This is a genomic window from Citrobacter sp. H12-3-2 (genome assembly GCF_009649895.1).
Lineage (GTDB): Bacteria > Pseudomonadota > Gammaproteobacteria > Enterobacterales > Enterobacteriaceae > Citrobacter > Citrobacter portucalensis.
In genome coordinates this window covers 4,006,682-4,030,282 of record NZ_CP045837.1, presented here as the reverse complement: position 1 = coordinate 4,030,282, position 23,601 = coordinate 4,006,682, and the positions used below count along the sequence as shown (strand labels likewise).

The 23,601-nt window shown below is 52.6% G+C and carries 19 protein-coding genes; 8 read left to right on the top strand and 11 right to left on the bottom strand.

The genetic code is table 11. The features are described 5' to 3' along the window. Positions 1-3: 3 nt before the first annotated feature. Positions 4-747 (bottom strand): cell division protein ZapD, encoded by a 744-nt coding sequence (gene zapD, locus GHC22_RS19220; RefSeq protein WP_008786201.1) that lies wholly within the window; start codon positions 745-747, stop codon positions 4-6. After that, the gene (gene coaE, locus GHC22_RS19215; protein WP_003829511.1) at positions 747-1,367 is read right to left on the bottom strand and encodes a dephospho-CoA kinase; all 621 of its coding nucleotides are present in this window, start codon (positions 1,365-1,367) and stop codon (positions 747-749) included. Before coaE ends, zapD begins: the two co-directional genes overlap by 1 nt. A gap of 225 nt (positions 1,368-1,592) precedes the next feature. Between coaE and GHC22_RS19210 the strand changes: the two genes are divergently transcribed. Further along, positions 1,593-2,636: a GMP reductase gene (locus GHC22_RS19210; RefSeq protein WP_003829510.1), complete on the top strand. Its 1,044-nt coding sequence runs from the start codon at positions 1,593-1,595 to the stop codon at positions 2,634-2,636. Positions 2,637-2,693: 57 nt separating this feature from the next. Here GHC22_RS19210 and hofC read toward each other — a convergent pair whose 3' ends face one another. The 4 genes from hofC to nadC all read right to left on the bottom strand — a co-directional run bounded on the left by hofC (position 2,694) and on the right by nadC (position 6,855). After that, complete coding sequence (gene hofC / locus GHC22_RS19205) at positions 2,694-3,896, bottom strand: protein transport protein HofC (protein ID WP_153753731.1); 1,203 nt, start codon at positions 3,894-3,896, stop codon at positions 2,694-2,696. Beyond that, positions 3,886-5,271: a type II secretion system protein GspE gene (gspE, locus tag GHC22_RS19200; RefSeq protein ID WP_103285763.1), complete on the bottom strand. Its 1,386-nt coding sequence runs from the start codon at positions 5,269-5,271 to the stop codon at positions 3,886-3,888. Before gspE ends, hofC begins: the two co-directional genes overlap by 11 nt. A gap of 9 nt (positions 5,272-5,280) precedes the next feature. Beyond that, the gene (gene ppdD, locus GHC22_RS19195; RefSeq protein WP_008786205.1) at positions 5,281-5,718 is read right to left on the bottom strand and encodes a prepilin peptidase-dependent pilin; all 438 of its coding nucleotides are present in this window, start codon (positions 5,716-5,718) and stop codon (positions 5,281-5,283) included. A 243-nt stretch (positions 5,719-5,961) separates the two neighbouring features. Continuing rightward, positions 5,962-6,855, bottom strand: coding sequence for a carboxylating nicotinate-nucleotide diphosphorylase (gene nadC / locus GHC22_RS19190; protein ID WP_003837454.1), 894 nt, complete (start codon positions 6,853-6,855; stop codon positions 5,962-5,964). Between the two features lie 87 nt (positions 6,856-6,942). Here nadC and ampD point away from each other — a divergent pair, with 87 nt between their 5' ends. Together ampD and ampE are read left to right on the top strand one after the other, a co-directional pair. After that, positions 6,943-7,506, top strand: a complete 564-nt coding sequence (gene ampD, locus GHC22_RS19185; RefSeq protein WP_008786207.1) for a 1,6-anhydro-N-acetylmuramyl-L-alanine amidase AmpD — start codon at positions 6,943-6,945, stop codon at positions 7,504-7,506. Beyond that, a complete protein-coding gene (ampE, locus tag GHC22_RS19180) occupies positions 7,503-8,357 on the top strand; it encodes a beta-lactamase regulator AmpE (protein ID WP_003829498.1) in 855 nt (284 codons plus the stop codon). Before ampD ends, ampE begins: the two co-directional genes overlap by 4 nt. Positions 8,358-8,449: 92 nt before the next feature. Here the strand turns inward: ampE and GHC22_RS19175 are convergent, their stop codons facing one another. The 3 genes from GHC22_RS19175 to aroP all read right to left on the bottom strand — a co-directional run bounded on the left by GHC22_RS19175 (position 8,450) and on the right by aroP (position 12,339). Then, entirely contained in the window at positions 8,450-9,400 is a 951-nt protein-coding gene (locus tag GHC22_RS19175; RefSeq protein ID WP_153753730.1) for a family 43 glycosylhydrolase, read from the bottom strand. Continuing rightward, positions 9,400-10,806: a glycoside-pentoside-hexuronide (GPH):cation symporter gene (locus tag GHC22_RS19170; RefSeq protein WP_003829494.1), complete on the bottom strand. Its 1,407-nt coding sequence runs from the start codon at positions 10,804-10,806 to the stop codon at positions 9,400-9,402. Before GHC22_RS19170 ends, GHC22_RS19175 begins: the two co-directional genes overlap by 1 nt. Positions 10,807-10,965: 159 nt before the next feature. Then, positions 10,966-12,339: an aromatic amino acid transporter AroP gene (gene aroP, locus GHC22_RS19165; RefSeq protein ID WP_008786209.1), complete on the bottom strand. Its 1,374-nt coding sequence runs from the start codon at positions 12,337-12,339 to the stop codon at positions 10,966-10,968. 564 nt (positions 12,340-12,903) lie between these two features. Between aroP and pdhR the strand changes: the two genes are divergently transcribed. The 5 genes from pdhR (at position 12,904) to traT (ending at position 20,922) form a co-directional block, all read left to right on the top strand. Continuing rightward, complete coding sequence (gene pdhR / locus GHC22_RS19160; RefSeq protein WP_003018699.1) at positions 12,904-13,668, top strand: pyruvate dehydrogenase complex transcriptional repressor PdhR; 765 nt, start codon at positions 12,904-12,906, stop codon at positions 13,666-13,668. Positions 13,669-13,831: 163 nt separating this feature from the next. Beyond that, complete coding sequence (gene aceE / locus GHC22_RS19155) at positions 13,832-16,495, top strand: pyruvate dehydrogenase (acetyl-transferring), homodimeric type (protein WP_048236129.1); 2,664 nt, start codon at positions 13,832-13,834, stop codon at positions 16,493-16,495. 14 nt (positions 16,496-16,509) lie between these two features. Continuing rightward, positions 16,510-18,396 carry a pyruvate dehydrogenase complex dihydrolipoyllysine-residue acetyltransferase gene (gene aceF / locus GHC22_RS19150; RefSeq protein WP_153753729.1) on the top strand — a complete coding sequence of 629 codons (1,887 nt, stop codon included), beginning with the start codon at positions 16,510-16,512 and terminating at the stop codon, positions 18,394-18,396. Positions 18,397-18,571: 175 nt separating this feature from the next. Continuing rightward, positions 18,572-19,996: a dihydrolipoyl dehydrogenase gene (gene lpdA / locus GHC22_RS19145; RefSeq protein ID WP_003829486.1), complete on the top strand. Its 1,425-nt coding sequence runs from the start codon at positions 18,572-18,574 to the stop codon at positions 19,994-19,996. Between the two features lie 194 nt (positions 19,997-20,190). Continuing rightward, on the top strand, positions 20,191-20,922 hold the full coding sequence (gene traT, locus GHC22_RS19140; protein WP_048236127.1) for a conjugal transfer complement resistance protein TraT: 732 nt from the start codon (positions 20,191-20,193) through the stop codon (positions 20,920-20,922). A gap of 63 nt (positions 20,923-20,985) precedes the next feature. Here the strand turns inward: traT and GHC22_RS19135 are convergent, their stop codons facing one another. Together GHC22_RS19135 and GHC22_RS19130 are read right to left on the bottom strand one after the other, a co-directional pair. Further along, positions 20,986-21,780, bottom strand: a complete 795-nt coding sequence (locus GHC22_RS19135; RefSeq protein ID WP_153753728.1) for a DUF2950 family protein — start codon at positions 21,778-21,780, stop codon at positions 20,986-20,988. Between the two features lie 10 nt (positions 21,781-21,790). Next, positions 21,791-23,377 (bottom strand): DUF3300 domain-containing protein, encoded by a 1,587-nt coding sequence (locus GHC22_RS19130; RefSeq protein ID WP_153753727.1) that lies wholly within the window; start codon positions 23,375-23,377, stop codon positions 21,791-21,793. Positions 23,378-23,601: the final 224 nt, after the last annotated feature.

The window sequence follows — 23,601 nt, the reverse complement described above, 5'->3', positions numbered from 1 at the left end:
TCCTTAACAGCACGCCAGTTCAAAATCGAGGCGCTCAGGCACCTGACCATTCTCGCTATCCAGCGGCATAAAGCGGATGGCAAAACGGCTCTTATGACCAGAGATTTGCGGATAAAGCAGCGAATCAAGCGGCAGTTGCAAGCGTAGCAGATCTGCATCTTCGCCGTTGTCCTGATAAAAACCATTCAGGCTGGTTTGCTTACGAAACGGTGCTGAGTTGCGAATTAAATCCAGTACCAGCGACAGCGCCTGGTTGAGCGGATTCAGGCTGGCAAGCCAGGTTTCAACCTGCGCGTCACGATGCGACTGTGCCAGGTGTAACCAGATATGCAGAGTCGGCAGATCGAAACTGCAGCACCCGCCAGGAATACTTAAACGCTGACGTACGAGACCAATCAGACGATCTTCGCGCAGCGTCTGTCCAATACGCGGGGCAGAAATCAGAATGCTGCCTGCACTTTTTAGCTGCTGACGCAAAGAGTCGATTCTGCTTTGATCGACGCCGGGAACTTCGACCCAGGCCTGGAGTTTACGCTGCTGTCGCTCCAGTTCTTTGAGGAGTTCGGTACGGACTTCGCCGCGTTCAAATACATCCAGTAAATCTCCGATATTGCGGAAAAAATGCAGAGCGCCGGCATGGTCAGTAATGGGCAAATTAACGGAGAGCTGTTGGATTAAAAACTCAATGCGCAGCCATGTACGCATCTTCTCATTGAGAGGGTGTTCAAAAAGGACTTGGGTGTGCATTACGGTTTTTCCTGTGAGACAAACTGCGACGCGCATTGCAAATAGAGCGCGTGCAGGCGGGCGACATCCGAGGCGATGGCTTCCGGTGCGCCATTATTATCAATAACATCGTCTGCCACGGCCAGCCGCGCTTCACGCGTTGCCTGGGCAGCAAGAATTTGTTCAACATGCTCACGCGTGACGTCATCACGCTGCATGGTGCGTCTGAGCTGGGTTTCGGGGGTGACATCCACCACGAGTACGCGGTCGGCTTTTTTATACAGCGAATTTTCCACCAGCAAAGGGACAACCCATAGCAAATAAGGAGAGGTTGCTTGCTGAAACTGACGCTGGGTTTCCTGCTGAATAAGCGGATGAAGCAGGGCATTCAGCCAGCTTTTCTCCTCAGGATTGGAAAAAATGCGTTCGCGTAAAATGCGTCGCTGCAACGATCCGTCTGCGGCTATAACGTCGGAACCAAAATGTTCTTCGATCGCCTTAAGAGCAGGTGTGCCGGGTTCAACCACCTGGCGCGCAATAATATCTGCATCAATGACGTTTATTCCGAGGTCAGCGAACGCATTTGCAACGGTGCTTTTACCACTGCCAATGCCGCCGGTTAAGGCTACCGTATACCTCATAGATGCCGATCCTGGAGTTTAAGTTTGATTATCAAACAGTTAAAAGTTATGCGTGCGAAGGCGAGGCTGCTGCAGGATTAACCTACTATTCGCCAGGTAAATTTATGGGATTGTAGCGTAAAAAAAGAGAATTTCGCAGTCTTGCGCGGCATTGATTAGTGCGTATGATAGCGTCACTGGAGTTGTGAGTTTCGATTTTTCGCCATTAACCCCAGGAATCCGCACATGCGTATCGAAGAAGATCTGAAGTTAGGTTTCAAAGACGTTCTTATCCGCCCTAAGCGTTCTACTCTCAAAAGCCGTTCCGATGTTGAGCTGGAACGTCAATTTACCTTTAAGCATTCAGGTCAGACCTGGTCCGGCGTACCTATTATTGCCGCGAACATGGACACTGTCGGGACGTTTGCCATGGCAACGGCACTGGCTTCCTTCGACATCCTGACCGCTGTGCACAAACACTATTCTGTTGAAGACTGGGCCGCCTTCATCGCAGAGAGCTCTGCCGATGTGCTCAAACACGTAATGGTTTCAACCGGTACGTCTGATGCAGATTTCGAAAAAACTAAACAGATTCTGGCGCTCAACCCCGCGCTGAACTTTATCTGCATTGATGTGGCCAATGGCTACTCAGAGCATTTTGTTCAGTTCGTGTCGAAAGCGCGTGAAGCATGGCCGACTAAAACGATCTGTGCGGGCAATGTGGTCACCGGTGAAATGTGTGAAGAGCTGGTGCTCTCCGGTGCTGATATTGTCAAAGTCGGCATTGGCCCAGGTTCTGTATGTACCACGCGTGTAAAAACCGGCGTTGGCTATCCACAGCTTTCTGCGGTTATTGAATGCGCCGATGCAGCCCACGGTCTGGGTGGCATGATTGTCAGCGACGGCGGCTGCACCATGCCGGGTGATGTGGCAAAAGCGTTCGGTGGCGGCGCAGACTTCGTGATGCTCGGCGGCATGCTGGCTGGTCATGAAGAAAGTGGCGGCAAAATTGTTGAAGAGAACGGTGAGAAATTCATGCTGTTCTACGGTATGAGCTCTGAATCTGCCATGACGCGTCACGTAGGTGGTGTTGCACAGTACCGCGCTGCAGAAGGTAAAACCGTCAAGCTGCCACTGCGCGGCCCGGTTGATAATACCGCTCGCGATATCCTCGGCGGTTTGCGTTCTGCTTGTACCTATGTGGGCGCATCCCGTCTGAAAGAGCTGACCAAACGTACAACGTTTATTCGTGTACAGGAACAAGAAAACCGTGTTTTCAATAGCCTGTAAGAACAGCTAGTTCTGTGAAATGCCTGATGGCGTTACGCCGTCATCAGGCATTTGAATCTATCCCACCCCGCTCATCGCATCTCCCAAATGGAAAATCGGTAAATACATCGCGACGACCAGTGTACCGATGATAAGCCCTGTAATGACCAGCAACGCAGGCTCAAGTAATGCAGCCAAATTCTCAGCCTGAGACAGGGTTTTCTCGCCATGGTGATGAGCAAGATTGCGCAGCATTGCATCCAGCGAGCCGGAAGCTTCACCAGTTCTGACCAGCTGTATACACAATGGGCTGAATTCACCACTATTTTTAAGCGCTAACCAGATCGGTTTTCCAGAGCTGATGTCCTGCTGAACCAGTGCTAAACGTTGCGACCAGAAAGGGTTAGCCAGCGTTTCGGTAACGCTCTCAAGACCCTGCAAAAAGGGAATGCCTGCATTTTGCGTTAACGCCAGAACAGTGAATATCTGCGTGAGTTTTTGCCCTCTCACCATCGACCCTATGACCGGGAGGCTGAGCAGCAATTGCTGGCGCAGAATGAGCCAGTACGGTTTCTGCTTTATCAATTGATGTGTGGCAACTGCTACCAGGCCAAGCGCTACCGCCAGCCATCCCCATTGGCTACTACAGTGTGCGATGGTAATAATCCACTGAGTGAGCGCCGGTAGCGGGGTGTTGAACGTCTGGTAGATAGCGGCAAACTCAGGGAGTACAAACTGCAGCATCGCAAATACGACCATCACCGCCATTGTTATGATGATGATCGGATAGCGCAGGGCTTTTTTAACTTTATCAGCAAGTTGCTGTTGTTTCTTTTGCTGGTAGGCGAGTTCAAAACAGCAGTCGTCCAGCTTACCCGTAAGTTCTCCGGTACGGATCATTGCCTGGTAAAGGGGCGGAAAAACGTGTTGCCATTGTGATAACGAGGCGGAGAGGGTTATGCCCTGTTCCATATCGTAAGCCAGCGTACGCAGTAGCGCCTGCCATTGAGTGCTGGGATGCTGTTCAGCAAGCAGAGCTAGCCCTGTTGAGAGCGTTAACCCTGCTTTTAGCAATGTCGCCAACTGGTGTATGGTTTCGGCACTTCTTGTACGGCTCCAGTGCGAGATTTTGACACGCATACGTTTAATGCGCAGCGGCGTAATCTGTTGTTCCTCAAGAGCCAGCATCAATGACGGTCGGGTATCGGCCCATAGTGTGCCTTCCAGCGATTTACCTTCGTTGTTAATGCCTTGCCAGCGCCAAAGCTGTTTAGCGGACATGAGGCATGCCCAGTACACGAATCAGCTCTTCAAATGTCGTTAACCCTTGCTCGACGGCCTGACAGCCATTCTCGAAAAGCGTTCTCATTCCTGATTGCTGAGCATCAGATTCCACTTCGTCTACGGATGTGCCACTGGCAATACTCTGACGTAATGCCGGAGTAACAGGGAGCACTTCAAACAATGCCGTACGGCCATAAAATCCGTGATAACAATGTTTGCAGCCAGGGGCCTGCCAATTCGGTAGTGGTGTAGGCCAGACAGTTTTCGGGAGCGTGATAGGTGTACTCTGACGTTGTCGGCAATGGGGGCACAACTTTCTGACCAACCGCTGTGCAATAACGAGCGTCAGCGCGGAGGCGATCATCCAGCGTGCGACACCCATTTGTTGCAGGCGCACCAGCGTTTCACTGGTGGAATTGGTATGCAGCGTAGAAAGAACCAGATGACCTGTTTGTGCGGCTTTAAGGGCTATTTCTGCCGTTTCGCCATCGCGGATTTCACCCACCATGATAATGTCGGGATCCTGGCGCAGCAGCGCGCGCAATACGCCCTGAAAAGTCAAACCGGCGCGTGGGTGAATTTGCGTCTGGTTGAGACCTGCGATCGGGATCTCTACCGGATCCTCCACGCTACAAAGATTCACATCCGGGGTGTTTCGGGTTTGCAGCGCACTGTACAGCGTGACCGTTTTGCCGCTTCCGGTAGGCCCGGTGACCAGAATCAACCCCTGAGGCTGCTGCAAGGCTTGCGAAAATGCGGCCAGCTGCGCGTCTTGCATTCCCAGCGCCGCGATCTCCAGTGACTGATCGACCTGATGAAGTAGCCGTAACACGACTTTTTCGCCGTAGCGACAGGGCAGGGTGGCGATGCGAAACGAGACCGGCTCTCCTGAAATCTCAACGGTAAATTGTCCGTCTTGTGGAAGCCGATGCTCGGCGATATCCAGGCTGCCTAATACTTTTAACCTTGCGGTGATGGCTATGCCCATCTCGGTCGTGACTTCCGGTAACGCGTGAAGCACGCCATCTACGCGTAATCTGATTCGATAGTGATTTTCCTCGGGTTCAAAATGAATATCAGAAGCCCGTTGCGTCAGAGCGGAATGAAACGTCTGATTCAGCAAGTCTGCTGCGCTGGCGCTGCTTTTCGTGACCACTGCCGGGAGCATTTTCTGCGGTGTATGCGTGTGGCCTTCCATTTGCTGACGTGTCCAGCAGACAATGTCGATGTGTCGGGTGGTGGCAAAATGCAGCGCATCCAGCAGCTCGTGTGATGGGGCGTCTACGACGGCGATATGCACCACTTCATTGTCTGCATCCAGTAATATTGCCTGATAACGTTGGCATAGTGCCGTAAGTTGGGTGGTGTTCATCTCTGTTCCTTAGTGGGTATCGAAGCGGAAAACGTCTTCACAGGCCTGCTGCAATGCGCTGTCGTTCTGGATGACGCAGTTTCGGTTCCAACCGGTAATGCCGTTGGCATTGTCCCAACCTGGCGTCATGGTGATGCTTAGCCCGCTCAGGCTTTCCTGCCCACTAAGGCTGACAACTCCCTTTTCAACGCTCATGGCTGAGACGTAACGGGTAGTTGTTGGAGAGGGAATACCATTCGTTCCGGCATCGCAGGTATCTGTTCCGCCATGCTCCAGTGCACAGAGCTCAACCGCCGTGCGATAGGGGACAAAGGTTTGCAGCATGTCTGTCAGCGCGGCTTTGCGCAGATAGTTTTGATATGCCGGAATGCCGATGGCGCTAAGGATGGCAATAATGCCAATCACCACCATGAGTTCGATAAGCGTAAAGCCTCGTTGCTTGTTCATCGTTCGCTCCTTGAGTTTGCTGGCGCTACTTTGGCAAACCGACGGGAGGACGGCGAGAGACAAAAAACAAAACGGGAAAGCGGGTTCAGAGGATTTTTACGAAATTACAGAGTCAGACAATGTATTTGCGAAGAGACTCGAAGAAACTGCCGGGTGGTGGTGTAAATGCCGTATTCGGCTTACGGAATAAACCTGTGTAGTAGGCCCGATAAGCGAAGCGTCATCGGGCAATACAATCAGCAATTAGCGAAATCGCATGGAGAGATCGAGTGCGCGAACATGTTTGGTCAGCGCGCCAACGGAGATAAAGTCCACACCGGTTTCGGCAAATTCGCGCAGCGTTTCATGGGTGACGTTGCCCGACACTTCCAGACGCGCCTGGCCGTTGGTGCGTTTTACCGCTTCGCGCATTTGGTCAGTTTCGAAGTTATCGAGCATGATGATATCGGCCCCGGCTTTCAGCGCGTCGTCCAGTTCATCCAGGCTTTCTACTTCGACTTCAACCGGCACATCCGGGTGCAACCAGAAGGCTTTTTCGACGGCCTGACGTACCGAGCCGGAAGCAATAATGTGGTTTTCTTTAATCAGGAAGGCGTCGGACAGCCCCAAACGATGATTCGCGCCGCCGCCGCACAATACGGCGTATTTTAGCGCGGTACGCAGTCCCGGCAGGGTTTTGCGCGTATCCAGCAGTTGGGTCTTGGTTCCCGCTAACAGGTCGACGTATTTACGCACTTCACTCGCTACACCTGAAAGCGTCTGCACAAAATTCAGCGCAGTACGTTCACCGGTCAGTAAAACGCGGGAAGGGCCGTCCAGTTCAAACAGCGGCTGATTGGCCTTTATGCTGTCGCCATCTTCGACATGCCAGGTGATGTTGACATCATCGCCAGCCAGCTGAATAAAGACCTCTTCCACCCAACGTTTTCCACAAAAAACGCCATCTTCGCGGGTGATTACGGTGGCATGGGAGCGCATGTCTTCGGGTAAAAGCTGTGCGGTGATATCGTTATTGGCATCAACTTCTCCGCCTAAATCTTCACGCAGCGCCTGAGCTACAGCGGCAGGGATATCCAGATTTATGCGTTCCAACAGCGCGTCACGTCGGTAGTCAGGGTTATAGCGGCGAGGCGGCATGATAAAACTCCAAATTGCTAACGAATCATAAGGTGGAAACATGCTACCCTGAACCTGATATGAGCACCACCAATAAGGAGATTCTGCATGTTGTTAGACGAGGGCTGGCTGGCAGAGGCGCGACGCGTCCCCTCTCCGCATTACGATTGCCGCCCGGATGACGAAAACCCTTCTCTGCTGGTGGTGCATAATATCAGCCTGCCGCCCGGCGAGTTTGGCGGCCCGTGGATAGACGCTCTGTTTACGGGCACGATTGATCCCAACGCCCATCCTTATTTTGCCGGGATCGCCCATCTGCGTGTTTCGGCCCATTGTTTGATTCGCCGTGACGGTGAAATCGTGCAATATGTGCCTTTTGATAAACGCGCCTGGCATGCGGGTGTGTCGAGCTATCAAGGGCGAGAACGCTGTAATGATTTTTCAATTGGTATTGAGTTGGAAGGGACGGATACGCTGGCCTATACCGATGCGCAGTATCAGCAACTGGCTGCCGTGACGAATACTCTGATTACGCGTTATCCGGCCATTGCTAACAACATGACAGGACATTGCAATATTGCGCCCGAGCGTAAGACCGATCCCGGGCCGTCCTTTGACTGGGCAAGGTTCCGCGCCCTGGTCACCCCCTCGTCGCACAAGGAGATGACATGACGCTGTTTACAACATTATTGGTGTTGATTGTTGAACGCCTGTTTAAGCTGGGTGAGCACTGGCAGCTTGATCACCGGATTGAAGCTTTTTTCCGCCGGATTAAGCATTTTTCGATGATGCGTACGGTAGGCATGACTCTGATTGCGATGGGAGTGACATTTCTGCTACTGCGCGCACTTCATGGGCTGTTGTTTAATGTTCCGTTGCTGGTGGCGTGGATCTTAATTGGCTTGCTGTGCATCGGTGCTGGCAAGGCGCGCCTTCACTATCACGCTTACCTGAACGCGGCTGCTCGCGATGATGCTCACGCCCGTGATGCGATGGCCAGCGAGCTGACGCTTATCCATGGGGTTCCGCCGGACTGCGATGAGCGTGAATTCTTGCGCGAACTGCAGAACGCGCTGTTATGGAACAACTTCCGTTTTTATCTGGCGCCGTTATTTTGGCTGATTGTCGGTGGTCCGTGGGGACCTGTGACGCTGGTTGGTTATGCTTTTTTACGCGCCTGGCAGTCCTGGCTGGCGCGCTATCAGACACCGCACCAGCGTCTGCAATCAGGCATTGATGCGATCCTGCATGTGCTGGATTGGATCCCGGTGCGTCTGGCGGGCGTGGTCTATGCGCTGTTGGGACATGGTGAGAAAGCGCTGCCGGCCTGGTTTGCCTCGCTTGCGGATCTGCACACGTCGCAATATCAGGTGCTTACGCGTCTGGCGCAGTTCTCGCTGGCGCGTGAACCGCACACCGATAAAGTCGAAACGCCAAAAGCCGCCGTTTCGCTGGCGAAGAAAACCTCGTTTGTGGTGGTGGTGGTTATTGCGGTGCTCACCATTTATGGGGCATTAGTATAGCGTTGTGCCGGATGGCGCTAATGCTTATCCGGCCTACAATGAAAAAGCGTGTAGGCCCGGTAAGCGCTAGCGCCACCGGGCAGTGCAACGGTTTAGTTCGTATCAGCAGGCTGCACGCCAAAATCTGGCATGCCGTTTTCGTCCCAACGCACGAGCTTCAGACGAGTGTGGCGGTTTGGGTCGTACAGCGGATCGCCCTCGATTTCGGTGTAGTTTCTCGCGTGATACACCAGTACATCTTCACCTTCCGGCGTTTGTGTAAAGCTGTTGTGTCCTGGCCCAAACTGGCGGTTTTCATAACTGGTGGTAAAGACCGGGCGCGGTGATTTGTGCCAGTTCTGCGGTTTGAGCGGATCGGCGTTGAGGTCAATCCACAATAATCCCATACAGTAGTTCTCATCGGTGGCGCTGGCGGAATAGCTGATAAACAGCTTATCGCCATGAACCATGACGGCAGGACCTTCATTGACCCAAAAACCCCGGCATTCCCAGTCATACTCAGGATGACTTAGCATGACCGGCTCGCCTTTAATCGTCCATGGATTTTCCAGCTCAGCGAGATAGATATTGGAGTTTCCGGCGATATCGGGCGACTTCTGCGCCCAGAGGTACCACTGTTTTCCCTGATGGTTAAAGGTGGTGGCATCAAGCGCAAAGGTATCAAACTGCGTTTTAATCTGACCTTTCTCCGTCCACTGCCCGGTCAACGGATCGGCGTCGGCACATTCGAGCGCAAACATGCGATGCTGGAACATCCCCAGCTTGTCGAGCGACTGTGTGTGGGTGGCAGCAAAATAGATGTACCACTTGCCTGCCAGATGATGGATTTCGGGTGCCCAGATGAGTTGGCTCATGGGGCCGCTTTCTGGTTTGCGCCAGACGACAACCGGGGCGGCGGTGCGCAACCCCTCCAGCGAGTCGGCCCGGCGTATCTCCAGTCGGTCATATTCGGGTACTGAAGCAATGAAATAATAGTGGCTACCGTCACGTAAGATAAACGGATCGGCACGCTGTTCAATAAAGGGATTTGGCCACTGATTCATTAGGCTTTCCTTACGGTTTCAGTCGTTTTTATATCGTGGTATTCATTCAGTTCACGGTAGTTGGCGCGGCGCTTTTCTAAATCTGTCTGGATTTGCTGCATAAACTCGCGGTCAACTTTCAGCAGACGAACCACGCCTGCGGTAATCAGGTAGCCTACGCCCGGTATGATGGTAAACAGCAGCATAATACCGTTAATGGCAGAGTCGCTTTGCGCTTTCGCCCCAGCGTCGTAGCCGTACCAGGAGAGCAGGAAGCCGACCATCGCTCCGGCAATTGCCAGGCCCAGTTTCAGGAAGAACAGGTTACCGGAGAAGCTGATTCCGGTTATGCGTTTACCGGTTTTCCACTCGCCATAGTCATCGACATCCGCCATCAGCGACCAGTGCAGCGGAGAAGGGATTTGGTGCAGGATGTTGAGCAGGAAGTAGAGCACCATAATCATCATGGTGGCTTTCGGATCGAAGAAGTAAAACGCGGCAGAGAAAATCGCCAGGATAATATTGGTCCAGAAGAAGACTTTCAGTTTGCACCAGCGATCGGTTAATACCTTCGCCAACATACTGCCGATCATCATTCCGACCACACCAAGACTGATAAACAGCGTTGCGAACTGCGTGCTTTGCTGCATAACCCATGTCACGTAGTACATGGTGGCAGCCATGCGAATAAAGCCCGGACAGACGTTGCACAGTGTTAACAGCAAAATTTTTACCCACTGATCGTTCTTCCACACGTCTTTCAGATCGGCTTTTAAATCGTCATTGGTCTGGACAGCAGGGCGCACGCGTTCACGGACCGTAGCGAAGCAAAACAGGAACATACACATGCCGATGAAAGCCAGAACCGCCATCGCCATCTGATACCCTTTGGCTTTGTCTTCCCCGCCGAACCAGTCGGCCATTGGCAGCAAGGTGAGGGACAGCAGCAGGGTTGCAATGCCTACCAACACAAAGCGATATGACTGGCAGGCGACGCGTTCCTTCGGATCGTTGGTGATGACGCTGCCGAGCGAGCAGTAGGGAATGTTGATCGCTGTATAAGTAATAGATAGCAGGAAGTAGGTAACGAACGCATAGATAACTTTGCTGTTATAGGTCCACTCTGGAGTGGTAAACATCAGTACGCTGAATAACGCGTACGGGAAAGCCATCCATAGAAGCCATGGACGAAATCGACCATATTTACTACGGGTGCGGTCGGCCATCGCGCCCATTATAGGGTCGGTAACGGCGTCGATAACGCGTACTGAGAGCAGTAATACGCCGACCAGTGCAGGTGCCAGACCAAAAATGTCTGTGTAAAAATAGTTAACAAACAACATGATGGCGCCAAAGATGATGTTGCATCCGGCGTCGCCCATTCCATAGCCGATCTTTTCTTTCACCGTGAGCTTACTGGTTTCCATCAACTGCACTCCATTAATGAGATATGGAGAGAATTATTGTCCGGCACCGGTGTTTTTGCGTTGCAGGATAACGCCGCTGATATGGACTAAACAGTCGTGAGTGGGAAAGTGTGAGGCAGGTAACAACCCCCACCTGACGCAGGTGGGGGGAGGGGGGGATTAATGCGCTTTAACCGCGCCGGCCGTTTTTTGTTTACACAGGTAGCCGATGCCAAGAATGGCAATCCATACAGGGATTAAGTACACCGAGATCGCCATACCCGGCGTCATCAGCATAATCACCAGTACTGCAGCCATGAAAATCAGGCACACCCAGTTACCCAGCGGATAGAGCAGCGCCGGGAAGCGGGTGGTAACACCCTGCTGCTGTTTGGCTTTGCGGAACTTCATGTGTGCCAGGCTAATCATTGCCCAGTTGATCACCAGTGCGGAAACCACCAGCGCCATCAGCAGGCCAAAGGCGGATTCCGGTGCCAGGTAGTTGATCAGCACACACAGAGCCGTCACCAGTGCGGAAACCAGAATGGTGTTCACCGGTACACCGCGTTTGTCGACGTTCATCAGCGCTTTGGGCGCATTGCCCTGCTGTGCCAGACCGAACAGCATACGGCTGTTGCAGTATACGCAGCTGTTATAGACAGAAAGGGCGGCAGTCAGCACTACGATGTTCAGGGCATTAGCAACAAAGGTGTCGCCCAGTTCGTGGAAAATAAGGACAAACGGGCTGGTATCCGCCGTGACACGCGTCCACGGCATCAGGGAAAGCAGAACCGCCAGCGAACCCACATAGAAAATCAGGATACGGTAGATAACCTGGTTGGTCGCTTTGGGAATGCTTTGCTCTGGGTTATCCGCTTCTGCTGCGGTGATCCCGACCAGCTCCAGCCCACCGAAAGAGAACATAATAATAGCCATCATCATCACCAGACCGGTGAAGCCATGCGGCAGGAAGCCTCCCTGGTCCCACAGGTTGCTGACGCTGGCCTGCGGGCCGCCGTTACCGCTAAACAGTAACCAGCCGCCGAACAGGATCATCGCTACGACGGCAATGACTTTAATAATGGCGAACCAGAACTCCATCTCACCAAACACTTTCACGTTGGTCAGGTTGATGGCGTTGATCAGCACAAAGAAGGCAGCCGCAGACACCCATGTTGGGATCTCCGGGTACCAGAACTGGATGTATTTACCCACGGCAGTTAGCTCAGCCATGGCAACCAGCACGTACAGCACCCAATAGTTCCAGCCGGAAGAGAACCCCGCGAAACCGCCCCAGTATTTATAAGCAAAGTGACTAAATGAGCCTGCAACGGGCTCTTCAACCACCATTTCACCTAACTGACGCATAATCAAAAAGGCGATAAAGCCGGCAATAGCGTAACCCAGAATAATACCCGGTCCTGCAGACTGGATAACGGATGCGCTACCGAGGAATAACCCGGTACCAATCGCGCCACCCAGTGCGATTAGCTGTATATGGCGGTTCTTAAGGCCGCGCTTGAGCTGATCGCCATGCTGTTGACTTTCCATCATGAAACCTCGTGTGTGGTTTTACTCTTCATATTTCGAGTGCTTATTTTTTGAACTACGCAGCAATGCGTGTGTAAGTTTTCAATTCCGTTTGTTGTATTAATTTGTTTACAGATGCTTTTGATAAAATGTTGCCTTAATACTTTTGTCTTGATCAGAATAATGATATGCGAGCGCGAATGCACCTGCTTTATGCGGGGAAGATGACGAGTTGAATAAAAAGAAACCATTTGTAAATGCGAGTTTATCTACCACAAAATTTCCATTTTGAATTTCTATTCATTAATAGTGGTTGATATATCGATAAATAAGCAGGTGAATCGGTTCAGATGAGATAATTTTTCGTTTCAATTCCGTTAAAACTACCCCGGGGTGGGTAAATTTAACATTTGTGCATAGTTACATGTTTGAAACGTTATTTCTGTAATGTTGTTAAAATATGCCTCCTTTACTGATTTCAATCAAAACCTGTATGGACAGAAGGTGAATACTTTGTTACTTTAGCGTCAAGAACATGAAATTGGTAAGACCAATTGACTCCGGGCAAATGGCTTAAGACAGGAAATCATGGCCTACAGCAAAATCCGCCAACCAAAACTCTCCGATGTGATTGAGCAGCAGCTGGAGTTTTTAATTCTTGAGGGGACACTTCGCCCCGGAGAAAAACTCCCACCGGAACGCGAGCTGGCAAAACAGTTCGACGTCTCCCGCCCCTCCTTACGCGAGGCGATCCAACGCCTTGAAGCGAAGGGCTTACTGCTTCGTCGTCAGGGCGGTGGCACTTTTGTTCAGAGCAGCCTGTGGCAGAGCTTTAGCGACCCACTGGTAGAGCTGCTCTCCGACCATCCTGAATCCCAGTTTGACCTGCTTGAGACGCGCCATGCGCTGGAAGGTATTGCGGCTTATTACGCTGCACTGCGCAGCACGGATGAAGACAAAACGCGTATCCGTGAACTCCACCATGCGATCGAGCTTGCTCAACAGTCCGGCGATCTTGACGGCGAATCTGATGCGGTACTCCAGTATCAAATTGCTGTCACCGAAGCGGCACACAATGTGGTGCTGCTCCATTTGCTAAGGTGTATGGAGCCGATGCTGGCCCAGAACGTTCGGCAAAACTTCGAATTGCTGTATGCGCGTCGTGAAATGCTGCCACTGGTTAGCAGTCACCGTACCCGTATTTTTGAAGCAATTATTGCCGGGAAGCCGGAAGAGGCGCGTGAAGCGTCCCACCGTCACCTGGCGTTTATCGAAGAGATCCTGCTGGACAGAAGCCGTGAGGAAAGCCGTCGTGAACGCGCCTTACGCCGTCTGGAGCAACGAAAGAATTAGTGATTTTTCTGGTAGAACGTTAACCAGAAGATGTTGTAAATCAAGCGCCATATAAAGTGCGCGGCAACTAAACGCAGAACCTGTCTTATTACGCTCTCTGGCGAGAACGTAATGGGACAGGTTCCAGATAACTCAACGTATTAGATAGATAAGGAATACCCCCATGTCAGAACGTTTCCCAAATGACGTGGATCCGATCGAAACTCGCGACTGGCTACAGGCGATCGAATCGGTCATCCGTGAAGAAGGTGTTGAGCGTGCTCAGTATCTGATCGACCAACTGCTTTCAGAAGCTCGCAAAGGCGGCGTGAAAGTAGCGGCAGGTGCAGGGGCCAGCAATTATGTAAACACTATTGCCGTTGAAGATGAACCGGAATACCCGGGCAATCTGGAGCTGGAACGTCGTATTCGTTCTGCTATCCGCTGGAACGCCATTATGACCGTACTGCGCGCGTCTAAAAAGGACCTCGAGCTGGGTGGCCACATGGCATCCTTCCAGTCCTCCGCAACGGTATATGATGTTTGCTTCAACCACTTCTTCCGTGCACGCAACGAGCAAGATGGCGGCGATCTGGTGTACTTCCAGGGTCACATCTCTCCGGGCATCTACGCACGCGCATTCCTGGAAGGTCGTCTGACTGAAGAGCAGATGAACAACTTCCGTCAGGAAGTACATGGCAAAGGCCTGTCTTCCTACCCGCACCCGAAACTGATGCCAGAATTCTGGCAGTTCCCGACCGTATCTATGGGTCTGGGCCCAATCGGTGCTATCTACCAGGCTAAATTCCTGAAATATCTGGAACACCGTGGCCTGAAAGATACCTCTAAACAGACCGTTTACGCCTTCCTGGGCGACGGCGAGATGGATGAGCCAGAATCTAAAGGTGCGATCACCATCGCGACCCGTGAAAAACTGGACAACCTGGTCTTTGTTATCAACTGTAACCTGCAGCGTCTTGACGGCCCGGTAACCGGTAACGGCAAGATTGTTAACGAACTGGAAGGCATCTTCGCGGGCGCTGGCTGGAACGTTATCAAAGTCATGTGGGGCGGTCGTTGGGATGAGCTGCTGCGTAAAGACACCAGCGGTAAACTGATCCAGCTGATGAACGAAACCGTTGACGGCGACTACCAGACCTTCAAATCCAAAGATGGCGCATACGTACGTGAGCACTTCTTCGGTAAATACCCGGAAACCGCAGCACTGGTTGCTGACTGGACTGACGAGCAGATTTGGGCTCTGAACCGTGGTGGTCACGATCCGAAGAAAGTCTACGCTGCACTGAAAAAAGCGCAGGAAACCAAAGGCAGAGCAACTGTAATCCTGGCCCATACCATCAAAGGTTACGGCATGGGTGACACTGCTGAAGGTAAAAACATCGCTCACCAGGTTAAGAAAATGAACATGGACGGCGTGCGTTATATCCGCGACCGTTTCAACGTTCCTGTGACCGATGAGCAGGTTGAAAACCTGTCTTACATCACCTTCCCGGAAGGTTCTGAAGAGCACACTTATCTGCACGCTCAGCGTCAGAAACTGCATGGCTACCTGCCAGCTCGTCAGCCGAACTTCACCGAGAAGCTGGAACTGCCGGCTCTGGAAGACTTCGGTGCGCTGCTGGAAGAGCAGAACAAAGAAATCTCCACCACTATCGCTTTCGTTCGTGCCCTGAACGTGATGCTGAAGAACAAGTCGATCAAAGATCGTCTGGTTCCGATCATCGCTGACGAAGCGCGTACTTTCGGTATGGAAGGTCTGTTCCGTCAGATTGGTATCTACAGCCCGAACGGTCAGCAGTACACCCCGCAGGACCGTGAGCAGGTTGCTTACTACAAAGAAGACGAGAAAGGTCAGATCCTGCAGGAAGGTATCAACGAACTGGGTGCAGGCGCATCCTGGCTGGCTGCTGCGACTTCTTACAGCACCAACGATCTGCCGATGATCCCGTTCTACATCTACTACTCCATGTTCGGGTTCCAGCGTATTGGTGACCTGTGCTGGCAGGCAGGCGACCAACAGGCTCGTGGCTTCCTGATTGGTGGTACTTCCGGTCGTACGACGCTGAACGGTGAAGGTCTGCAGCACGAAGATGGTCACAGCCATATTCAGTCTCTGACTATCCCGAACTGTATCTCTTACGATCCGTCTTACGCGTACGAAGTTGCGGTCATCATGCACGATGGTCTGGAGCGTATGTACGGTGAGAAACAAGAGAACGTTTACTACTACATCACCACGCTGAACGAAAACTACCACATGCCGGCAATGCCAGCAGGTGCCGAGGAAGGTATCCGTAAAGGTATCTACAAACTCGAAACCCTCGAAGGTAAGAAAGGTAAAGTTCAGCTGCTGGGCTCCGGTTCTATCCTGCGTCACGTGCGTGAAGCAGCACAGATCCTGGCGAACGACTACGGTGTAGGATCTGACGTTTACAGCGTAACCTCCTTCACTGAACTGGCGCGTGATGGCCAGGATTGTGAGCGCTGGAACATGCTGCACCCGCTGGAAACTCCGCGCGTTCCGTACATCGCTCAGGTGATGAACGACGCTCCGGCAGTGGCATCTACTGACTATATGAAACTGTTTGCCGAACAGGTTCGTACTTATGTACCGGCTGATGATTATCGCGTACTGGGTACTGACGGTTTCGGTCGCTCTGACAGCCGTGAAAACCTGCGTCACCACTTCGAAGTTGATGCTTCCTACGTGGTTGTAGCGGCCCTGGGCGAACTGGCTAAACGTGGCGAAATCGATAAGAAAGTGGTTGCTGACGCAATCATCAAATTCAACATCGATGCAGATAAAGTTAACCCGCGTCTGGCGTAAGAGGTAAAAGAATAATGGCTATCGAAATCAATGTACCGGACATCGGGGCTGATGAAGTTGAAATCACCGAGATCCTGGTCAAAGTAGGCGACAAAGTTGAAGCTGAACAGTCGCTGATCACCGTAGAAGGCGACAAAGCCTCTATGGAAGTTCCGTCCCCTCAGGCGGGTATCGTTAAAGAGATCAAAGTCTCTGTTGGCGACAAAACTGAGACCGGCAAACTGATCATGATTTTCGATTCCGCCGACGGTGCAGCAGCAGCTGCACCTGTTCAGGCAGAAGAGAAGAAAGAAGCAGCTCCGGCAGCAGCACCTGCTGCCTCTGCGGCGAAAGACGTACACGTACCTGACATCGGCGGCGACGAAGTAGAAGTTACCGAGATCATGGTTAAAGTGGGCGACACCGTTGCGGCTGAACAGTCTCTGATCACCGTTGAAGGTGACAAAGCCTCTATGGAAGTTCCGGCGCCGTTCGCCGGTACCGTTAAAGAGATCAAAATCAACACGGGTGACAAAGTGTCTACCGGTTCCCTGATTATGGTCTTCGAAGTGGCGGGCGCAGCGCCTGCTGCTGCACCGGCTCAGGCTGCTGCTCCAGCAGCAGCGGCGGCTCCGGCTGCTTCCGGCTCGAAAGAAGTTAACGTACCGGATATCGGTGGTGACGAAGTTGAAGTCACTGAAGTGATGGTTAAAGTGGGCGATAAAATTGCCGCTGAGCAGTCACTGATCACCGTTGAAGGCGATAAAGCGTCGATGGAAGTTCCGGCACCGTTCGCGGGTACCGTGAAAGAAATCAAAATCAGCACCGGCGACAAAGTTAAAACCGGTTCTCTGATTATGGTCTTCGAAGTCGAAGGCGCAGCACCTGCAGCCGCTCCTGCACAAGCAGCAGCTCCGGCTCCGGCCGCTGCACCAGCGCCAGCGCAAGCCGCAGCTCCGGCCGCAAAAGCGGAAGGCAAATCTGAGTTTGCTGAAAACGACGCTTACGTTCATGCAACGCCGCTGATTCGTCGCCTGGCGCGCGAATTCGGTGTGAACCTGGCGAAAGTGAAAGGTTCTGGCCGTAAAGGTCGTATCCTGCGTGAAGACGTTCAGGCTTACGTGAAAGACGCTATCAAGCGTGCTGAAGCGGCTCCGGCAGCAGCAGGTGGCGGTATCCCGGGCATGCTGCCTTGGCCGAAAGTGGACTTCAGCAAGTTTGGTGAAATCGAAGAAGTGGAACTGGGCCGTATCCAGAAAATCTCAGGTGCTAACCTGAGCCGTAACTGGGTGATGATCCCGCACGTTACTCACTTCGATAAGACCGATATCACCGATCTGGAAGCGTTCCGTAAACAGCAGAACGCCGAAGCTGAAAAACGTAAACTGGACGTGAAATTCACCCCAGTAGTCTTCATCATGAAAGCCGTTGCCGCAGCTCTGGAACAGATGCCGCGCTTCAACAGCTCCCTGTCTGAAGACGGTCAGCGCCTGACCCTGAAGAAATACATCAACATCGGTGTAGCGGTTGATACTCCGAATGGTCTGGTTGTTCCGGTCTTCAAAGACGTGAACAAGAAGAGCATTACCGAGCTGTCTCGTGAACTGACCGTGATCTCCAAGAAAGCGCGTGATGGCAAGCTGACCGCTGGCGAAATGCAGGGCGGTTGCTTCACCATCTCCAGCATCGGTGGCCTGGGTACTACCCACTTCGCGCCGATTGTGAACGCGCCGGAAGTGGCTATCCTCGGTGTCTCCAAGTCCTCTATGGAGCCAGTGTGGAACGGTAAAGAGTTTATGCCGCGTCTGATGATGCCGATTTCGCTCTCCTTCGACCACCGTGTAATTGACGGTGCGGATGGTGCGCGCTTTATCACCATCATCAACAACATGCTGTCTGACATTCGCCGCCTGGTGATGTAAGCGAAAAAGCCGGCCCGACGGCCGGCTTTTTTCTGGTAATCTCATGAAGTCAGTGAGGTTATTGTGCGAAAGACAAATCGGTTGCCGTTTGTTGTTTCAAAATTGTTAACAATTTTGTAAAATACGGGCGGATAGAACGACCCGCTGGACGACGGGTATAAATTAAGAGGTCATGATGAGCACTGAAATCAAAACTCAGGTCGTGGTACTTGGGGCAGGCCCTGCAGGTTACTCTGCTGCCTTCCGTTGCGCAGATTTAGGTCTGGAGACCGTCATCGTAGAACGTTACAGCACCCTTGGCGGTGTTTGTCTGAACGTCGGCTGTATCCCTTCTAAAGCGCTGCTGCACGTAGCAAAAGTTATCGAAGAAGCCAAAGCGCTGGCTGAACACGGTATCGTTTTTGGCGAGCCGAAAACCGATATCGACAAGATTCGTACCTGGAAAGAAAAAGTTATCACTCAACTGACCGGCGGTCTGGCGGGTATGGCCAAAGGCCGTAAAGTGAAAGTGGTTAACGGTCTGGGTAAATTTACCGGGGCAAACACCTTGGAAGTTGAAGGCGAAAACGGCAAAACCGTGATCAACTTCGACAACGCAATCATCGCGGCGGGTTCCCGTCCGATCGAACTGCCGTTTATTCCGCATGAAGATCCGCGCGTGTGGGATTCCACCGATGCACTGGAACTGAAAACTGTTCCTAAGCGCCTGCTGGTAATGGGCGGCGGTATCATCGGTCTGGAAATGGGTACCGTGTACCATGCGCTGGGTTCAGAGATCGACGTGGTTGAAATGTTCGACCAGGTTATCCCGGCTGCCGACAAAGACGTGGTTAAAGTCTTCACCAAGCGTATCAGCAAGAAATTCAACCTGATGCTGGAAACCAAAGTAACCGCCGTTGAAGCGAAAGAAGACGGTATCTACGTTTCCATGGAAGGCAAAAAAGCCCCTGCCGAAGCTCAGCGTTACGATGCTGTGCTGGTCGCTATCGGTCGTGTACCGAACGGTAAAAACCTTGACGCGGGCAAAGCTGGCGTGGAAGTTGACGACCGTGGCTTCATCCGCGTTGACAAACAACTGCGCACCAACGTACCGCACATCTTTGCTATCGGCGATATCGTCGGTCAGCCGATGCTGGCACACAAAGGTGTTCATGAAGGTCACGTTGCCGCTGAAGTTATCGCCGGCAAGAAACACTACTTCGATCCGAAAGTTATCCCATCCATTGCATACACTGAACCAGAAGTTGCATGGGTTGGTCTGACCGAGAAAGAAGCGAAAGAAAAAGGCATTAGCTACGAAACCGCCACCTTCCCGTGGGCTGCTTCTGGCCGTGCTATCGCTTCCGATTGCGCAGACGGTATGACCAAACTGATTTTCGACAAAGAATCTCACCGTGTTATCGGTGGTGCGATTGTCGGTACCAACGGCGGCGAGCTGCTGGGTGAAATCGGTCTGGCGATCGAAATGGGTTGTGACGCAGAAGATATCGCGCTGACCATCCACGCGCACCCGACTCTGCACGAGTCCGTGGGCCTAGCGGCAGAAATCTTTGAAGGTAGCATTACCGACCTGCCAAACCCGAAAGCGAAGAAAAAGTAATCTTCCCGCTTTTGTGAAAACGCCTCTTCGGAGGCGTTTTTTTTGCCTGAAAACTACCAGTTTTAGTAGTCATCTCATTGATATTTCCACTAAAAAAAATTGCGCAACTGCCGATACTTTTTTCGCCATTGTGTGGCTACTGGCCGCACGGAGAAGAGGCTCTGGACTCTCTATTACACGAAAAAGGAAAATACATGTCTTTAAAAAAAATCGCGGTTGTTGGCATGGTTGTCGCGACAATGACGCTGACCGGTTGTGGTGCGATGACCACAGCCGTTAAAAAACGTAACCTTGAAGTGAAAACGCAGATGAGTGAAACCATCTGGCTGGAGCCTTCCAGCGAGAAGACCGTCTACATTCAGGTAAAAAACACCTCTGACAAAGACATGAGTAACCTGCAAACCCTGCTGGCAAATGACCTGTCAGCGAAGGGGTATAAAGTGACCAGTTCGCCAGACAGCGCTTATTACTGGGTGCAGGCGAACGTGTTGAAAGCGGACAAAATGGATCTGCGTGAAGCTCAAGGCTTCCTGAAAACGGGTTACGAAGGTGCCGCGATGGGCGCAGCGCTGGGCGCGGGGATTACCGCTTATAACAGCAACTCCTCTGGTGCGGCGCTGGGTGTTGGTATCGCGGCGGGGCTGATCGGCATGGCCGCGGATGCGATGGTGGAAGACGTTAACTACACCATGGTTACTGACCTGCAAATCTCTGAACGCAGCAAAGCGAAAGTGACAACGGATAATGTTGCTGCATTGCGTCAAGGGACATCTGGCATCAAGCTGCAAACCAGCAGCGCGCAAGGCGATCGCGCAAAATACCAGACCCGCGTTGTGTCTAATGCTAACAAAGTGAATCTGAAGTTCGAAGAAGCGAAGCCGGTGTTGGAAGCTCAATTGGCGAAATCTGTCGCTAACATCCTGTAATTTGTTGCGGGTTGCCGGGGGGCGGCTATGCCTTACCCGGCCTACTAACCTTCCGACTCGGTATCAGGGCGCTACAGGTTGCCAGTTTTTATCCGGATGGAATGTGGTTAACGCTTGTGCTTTCTGCTGTGATTCAACACCGAGATCGGCCTGGTAGACTTTGTCTTCACCGTTAATCATAAAACTCATCACGCCGGAGTGATCGTAGCTAACGGGCCAGGCTACCATGGCAAAACCGCTGGTTTTATCGGGAAGGATCCGGAAGCGATAGCCGTGATAGCCCATGCCCGGCTCCTGTGGACTGAAGGCTGGGCCAAGCGGGCTTGGCGCTTCGCCCGGCGAAACAGGCCAGTACAGACCATCCTTTTTCCCTTCAGAACTGACAATCTTTTGCGCGTATTTCTGGTTCATCGCAAAATAGCTCTGCTGAGCATCCACATAGGCGTGCAACGCCTCGATGGCAGCAAGTTCGTTGCGTCCAATCTCACGGGTCAGGATCTCTTCGGCCGCTTCCTTGATATCAAATTGCCAGCCTGAAGCGTTTTTGACGACCGGGATTGGCAGTTGCCAGTCGCTGTCCCCAACCACAAGATGCGCCGTATTGCCGTCGATGACAGTGCTATGGCGTACCTTCCAGTCACGCAGGAAGCGATCAACCGCATCAGGATCGACGCCTTCTGGCGGCAGAAAATCACGCCAGTTTTCCCCGAGCAGGTTGCTCATTGCACTTTCATTTTGCTCACTGATAGCGTTTGCCAGCGCATCTGTTGCCTGGTCTGGTGTGCTGAAGGATTGTTGTGCCATCGCGGTGGCCGAAACCATGAACAACACCATTCCACTGAGTAGTTTATTTTTCATGTCGGTTCCCTTAACGATGACGGAATTCACGGTGTTCAGCACGCCCGCCAGAAGGCTGGCGTGATGGCTGATTACGGGCGACCTGCCGGCTCTGGGCACCTCGCTGTTGCTGTGCCTGCCAGTTGGCGGAGCGACTGTCGTTACCGCTCAGCGCATTGGCGCGTGGCTGGCTGGTTCGCTGTTGAAGATTGCGCTGTTGCACATTGCGTTGTTGTGCCGGTTGCGTGACCCGTTTCTCCTGTCGCTGGGCGACTGCCTGGCGATTCTCACGCTGCTGAGTGCTCGTCCGCTTCGCGGTTTGCGGTTTGGTATCGTAACCGCGGTAGTTATTACGTTGGGAGATTTGCTTCAGCTGTTGATTCGATGCCTGACGCTGGGCGTCTTTCGTGCCCGAGCGTGCCGTCTGCGGGAATGTTTTCCCCGTCGATTTTTCCATTTGGCTCATCGCGGCCTGGCGCTGGTTATCACGGTTGACCGGTCTTTGCTGGGTCGAACTTAACCCGGTTGCCGTGTTAGTGGAGTGGAAGCGGTTATTGAGCTGGCTATTTGGGTAAGGCACACCCTCACGGTAGGCTGGGTTATGCTGCCAGGTACGGTTGGCATCTGTCAGGCGCTGACCACTGATTTTATTGAAGTTATCAACGTTAATGTTGATGTTGTTATCACCGTTGCGGTTATAGCCGCCATGGTTATCCCAGTCATCATTATGATGGTGGTCGTCGTCGTCATCCCAGTCGATGTTGCTGAAGATGGCATAGGTTGTGGCGACACCAAGGCTGAAGCCTAAACCATTGACGAAGCTGTTACCAAATTGCTCACCGGGCGTTGGTGGCAGATAGGTTGGCGGATAGGCGGTATTCGGCCAGGTACCGTAAACCGTGTTCGGGTTATAGGTTGGAACGTACACCACCTGCGGATCGGCGGATTCAATCTTGATGACAGTAGGGCTTGTCGTGGTGGTAGTGCTGGTCGTCGACGTGCTGGTGGCGGTTTTCGCCGGTGCCGCTTTGGTCACGGTGGTGACGGTCTGTTGAGGTGTTGATTGCAGCGCGCCGGTTTGTTGCGCCAGTACACGCAGACGTTGAACGGAATCCATGACGTCCTTCGGCTGTGCGAGGAAAGCATCGCCCAGGCTTTGTACCCACGGCGGATTTTCACCCATCAGCGACATCAACTGAGGAAAAGCGACCAGCGATTTCACGCTGGGATCCCAGGGCTGGCTGGCAACGGCCTGAATGGCAGCATCGCCCTGCATTTTGGGATTGTCTTTTGACCACTGTGCGGCCTGGATGACATTAGCCGGATAGGTTGAGGCCATCAAAATTTGCGACAACAGCGAGTCTGGATAGAGCGCGATGGGTGCAACCCACTGATCGATCTGTGCTGCCGAGTAGGTTGGTGCCACGGCGGGCGCTGTTTGGTCGGCCGGGGTAGGGGCCGCTACGGGAGCTGGGGCCGGTGTTGACGGTTGCTGCGCAACGGGGGCCGGAGCAGCAGGCTCCGTTGTGCGACTTTTAACAAACATCACGCCAGAGGCGGCAAACAGCCCGGCACTGCACAAAAGGACAAGCAGATGTGGCTTAAGGGGCAACTTCATAAAATGACTCCAACGAGACGAGCGCTGTGCCGTGAGGCGTTCCTGTTGCCGCGAGTATTATTCACCCGTGTTAGACAGTTTTGACTTTTATGGTTGATTCACCAGATACGTCCGGAAAAAGAGTGTGAGTATTTATTACACAATTATATGTGATGGCGGAAAAATCGCTGGAATATTCAGCCGATCGCGCTTGAAAATTAACCGTTTATGGGCGGTTTTAAGCT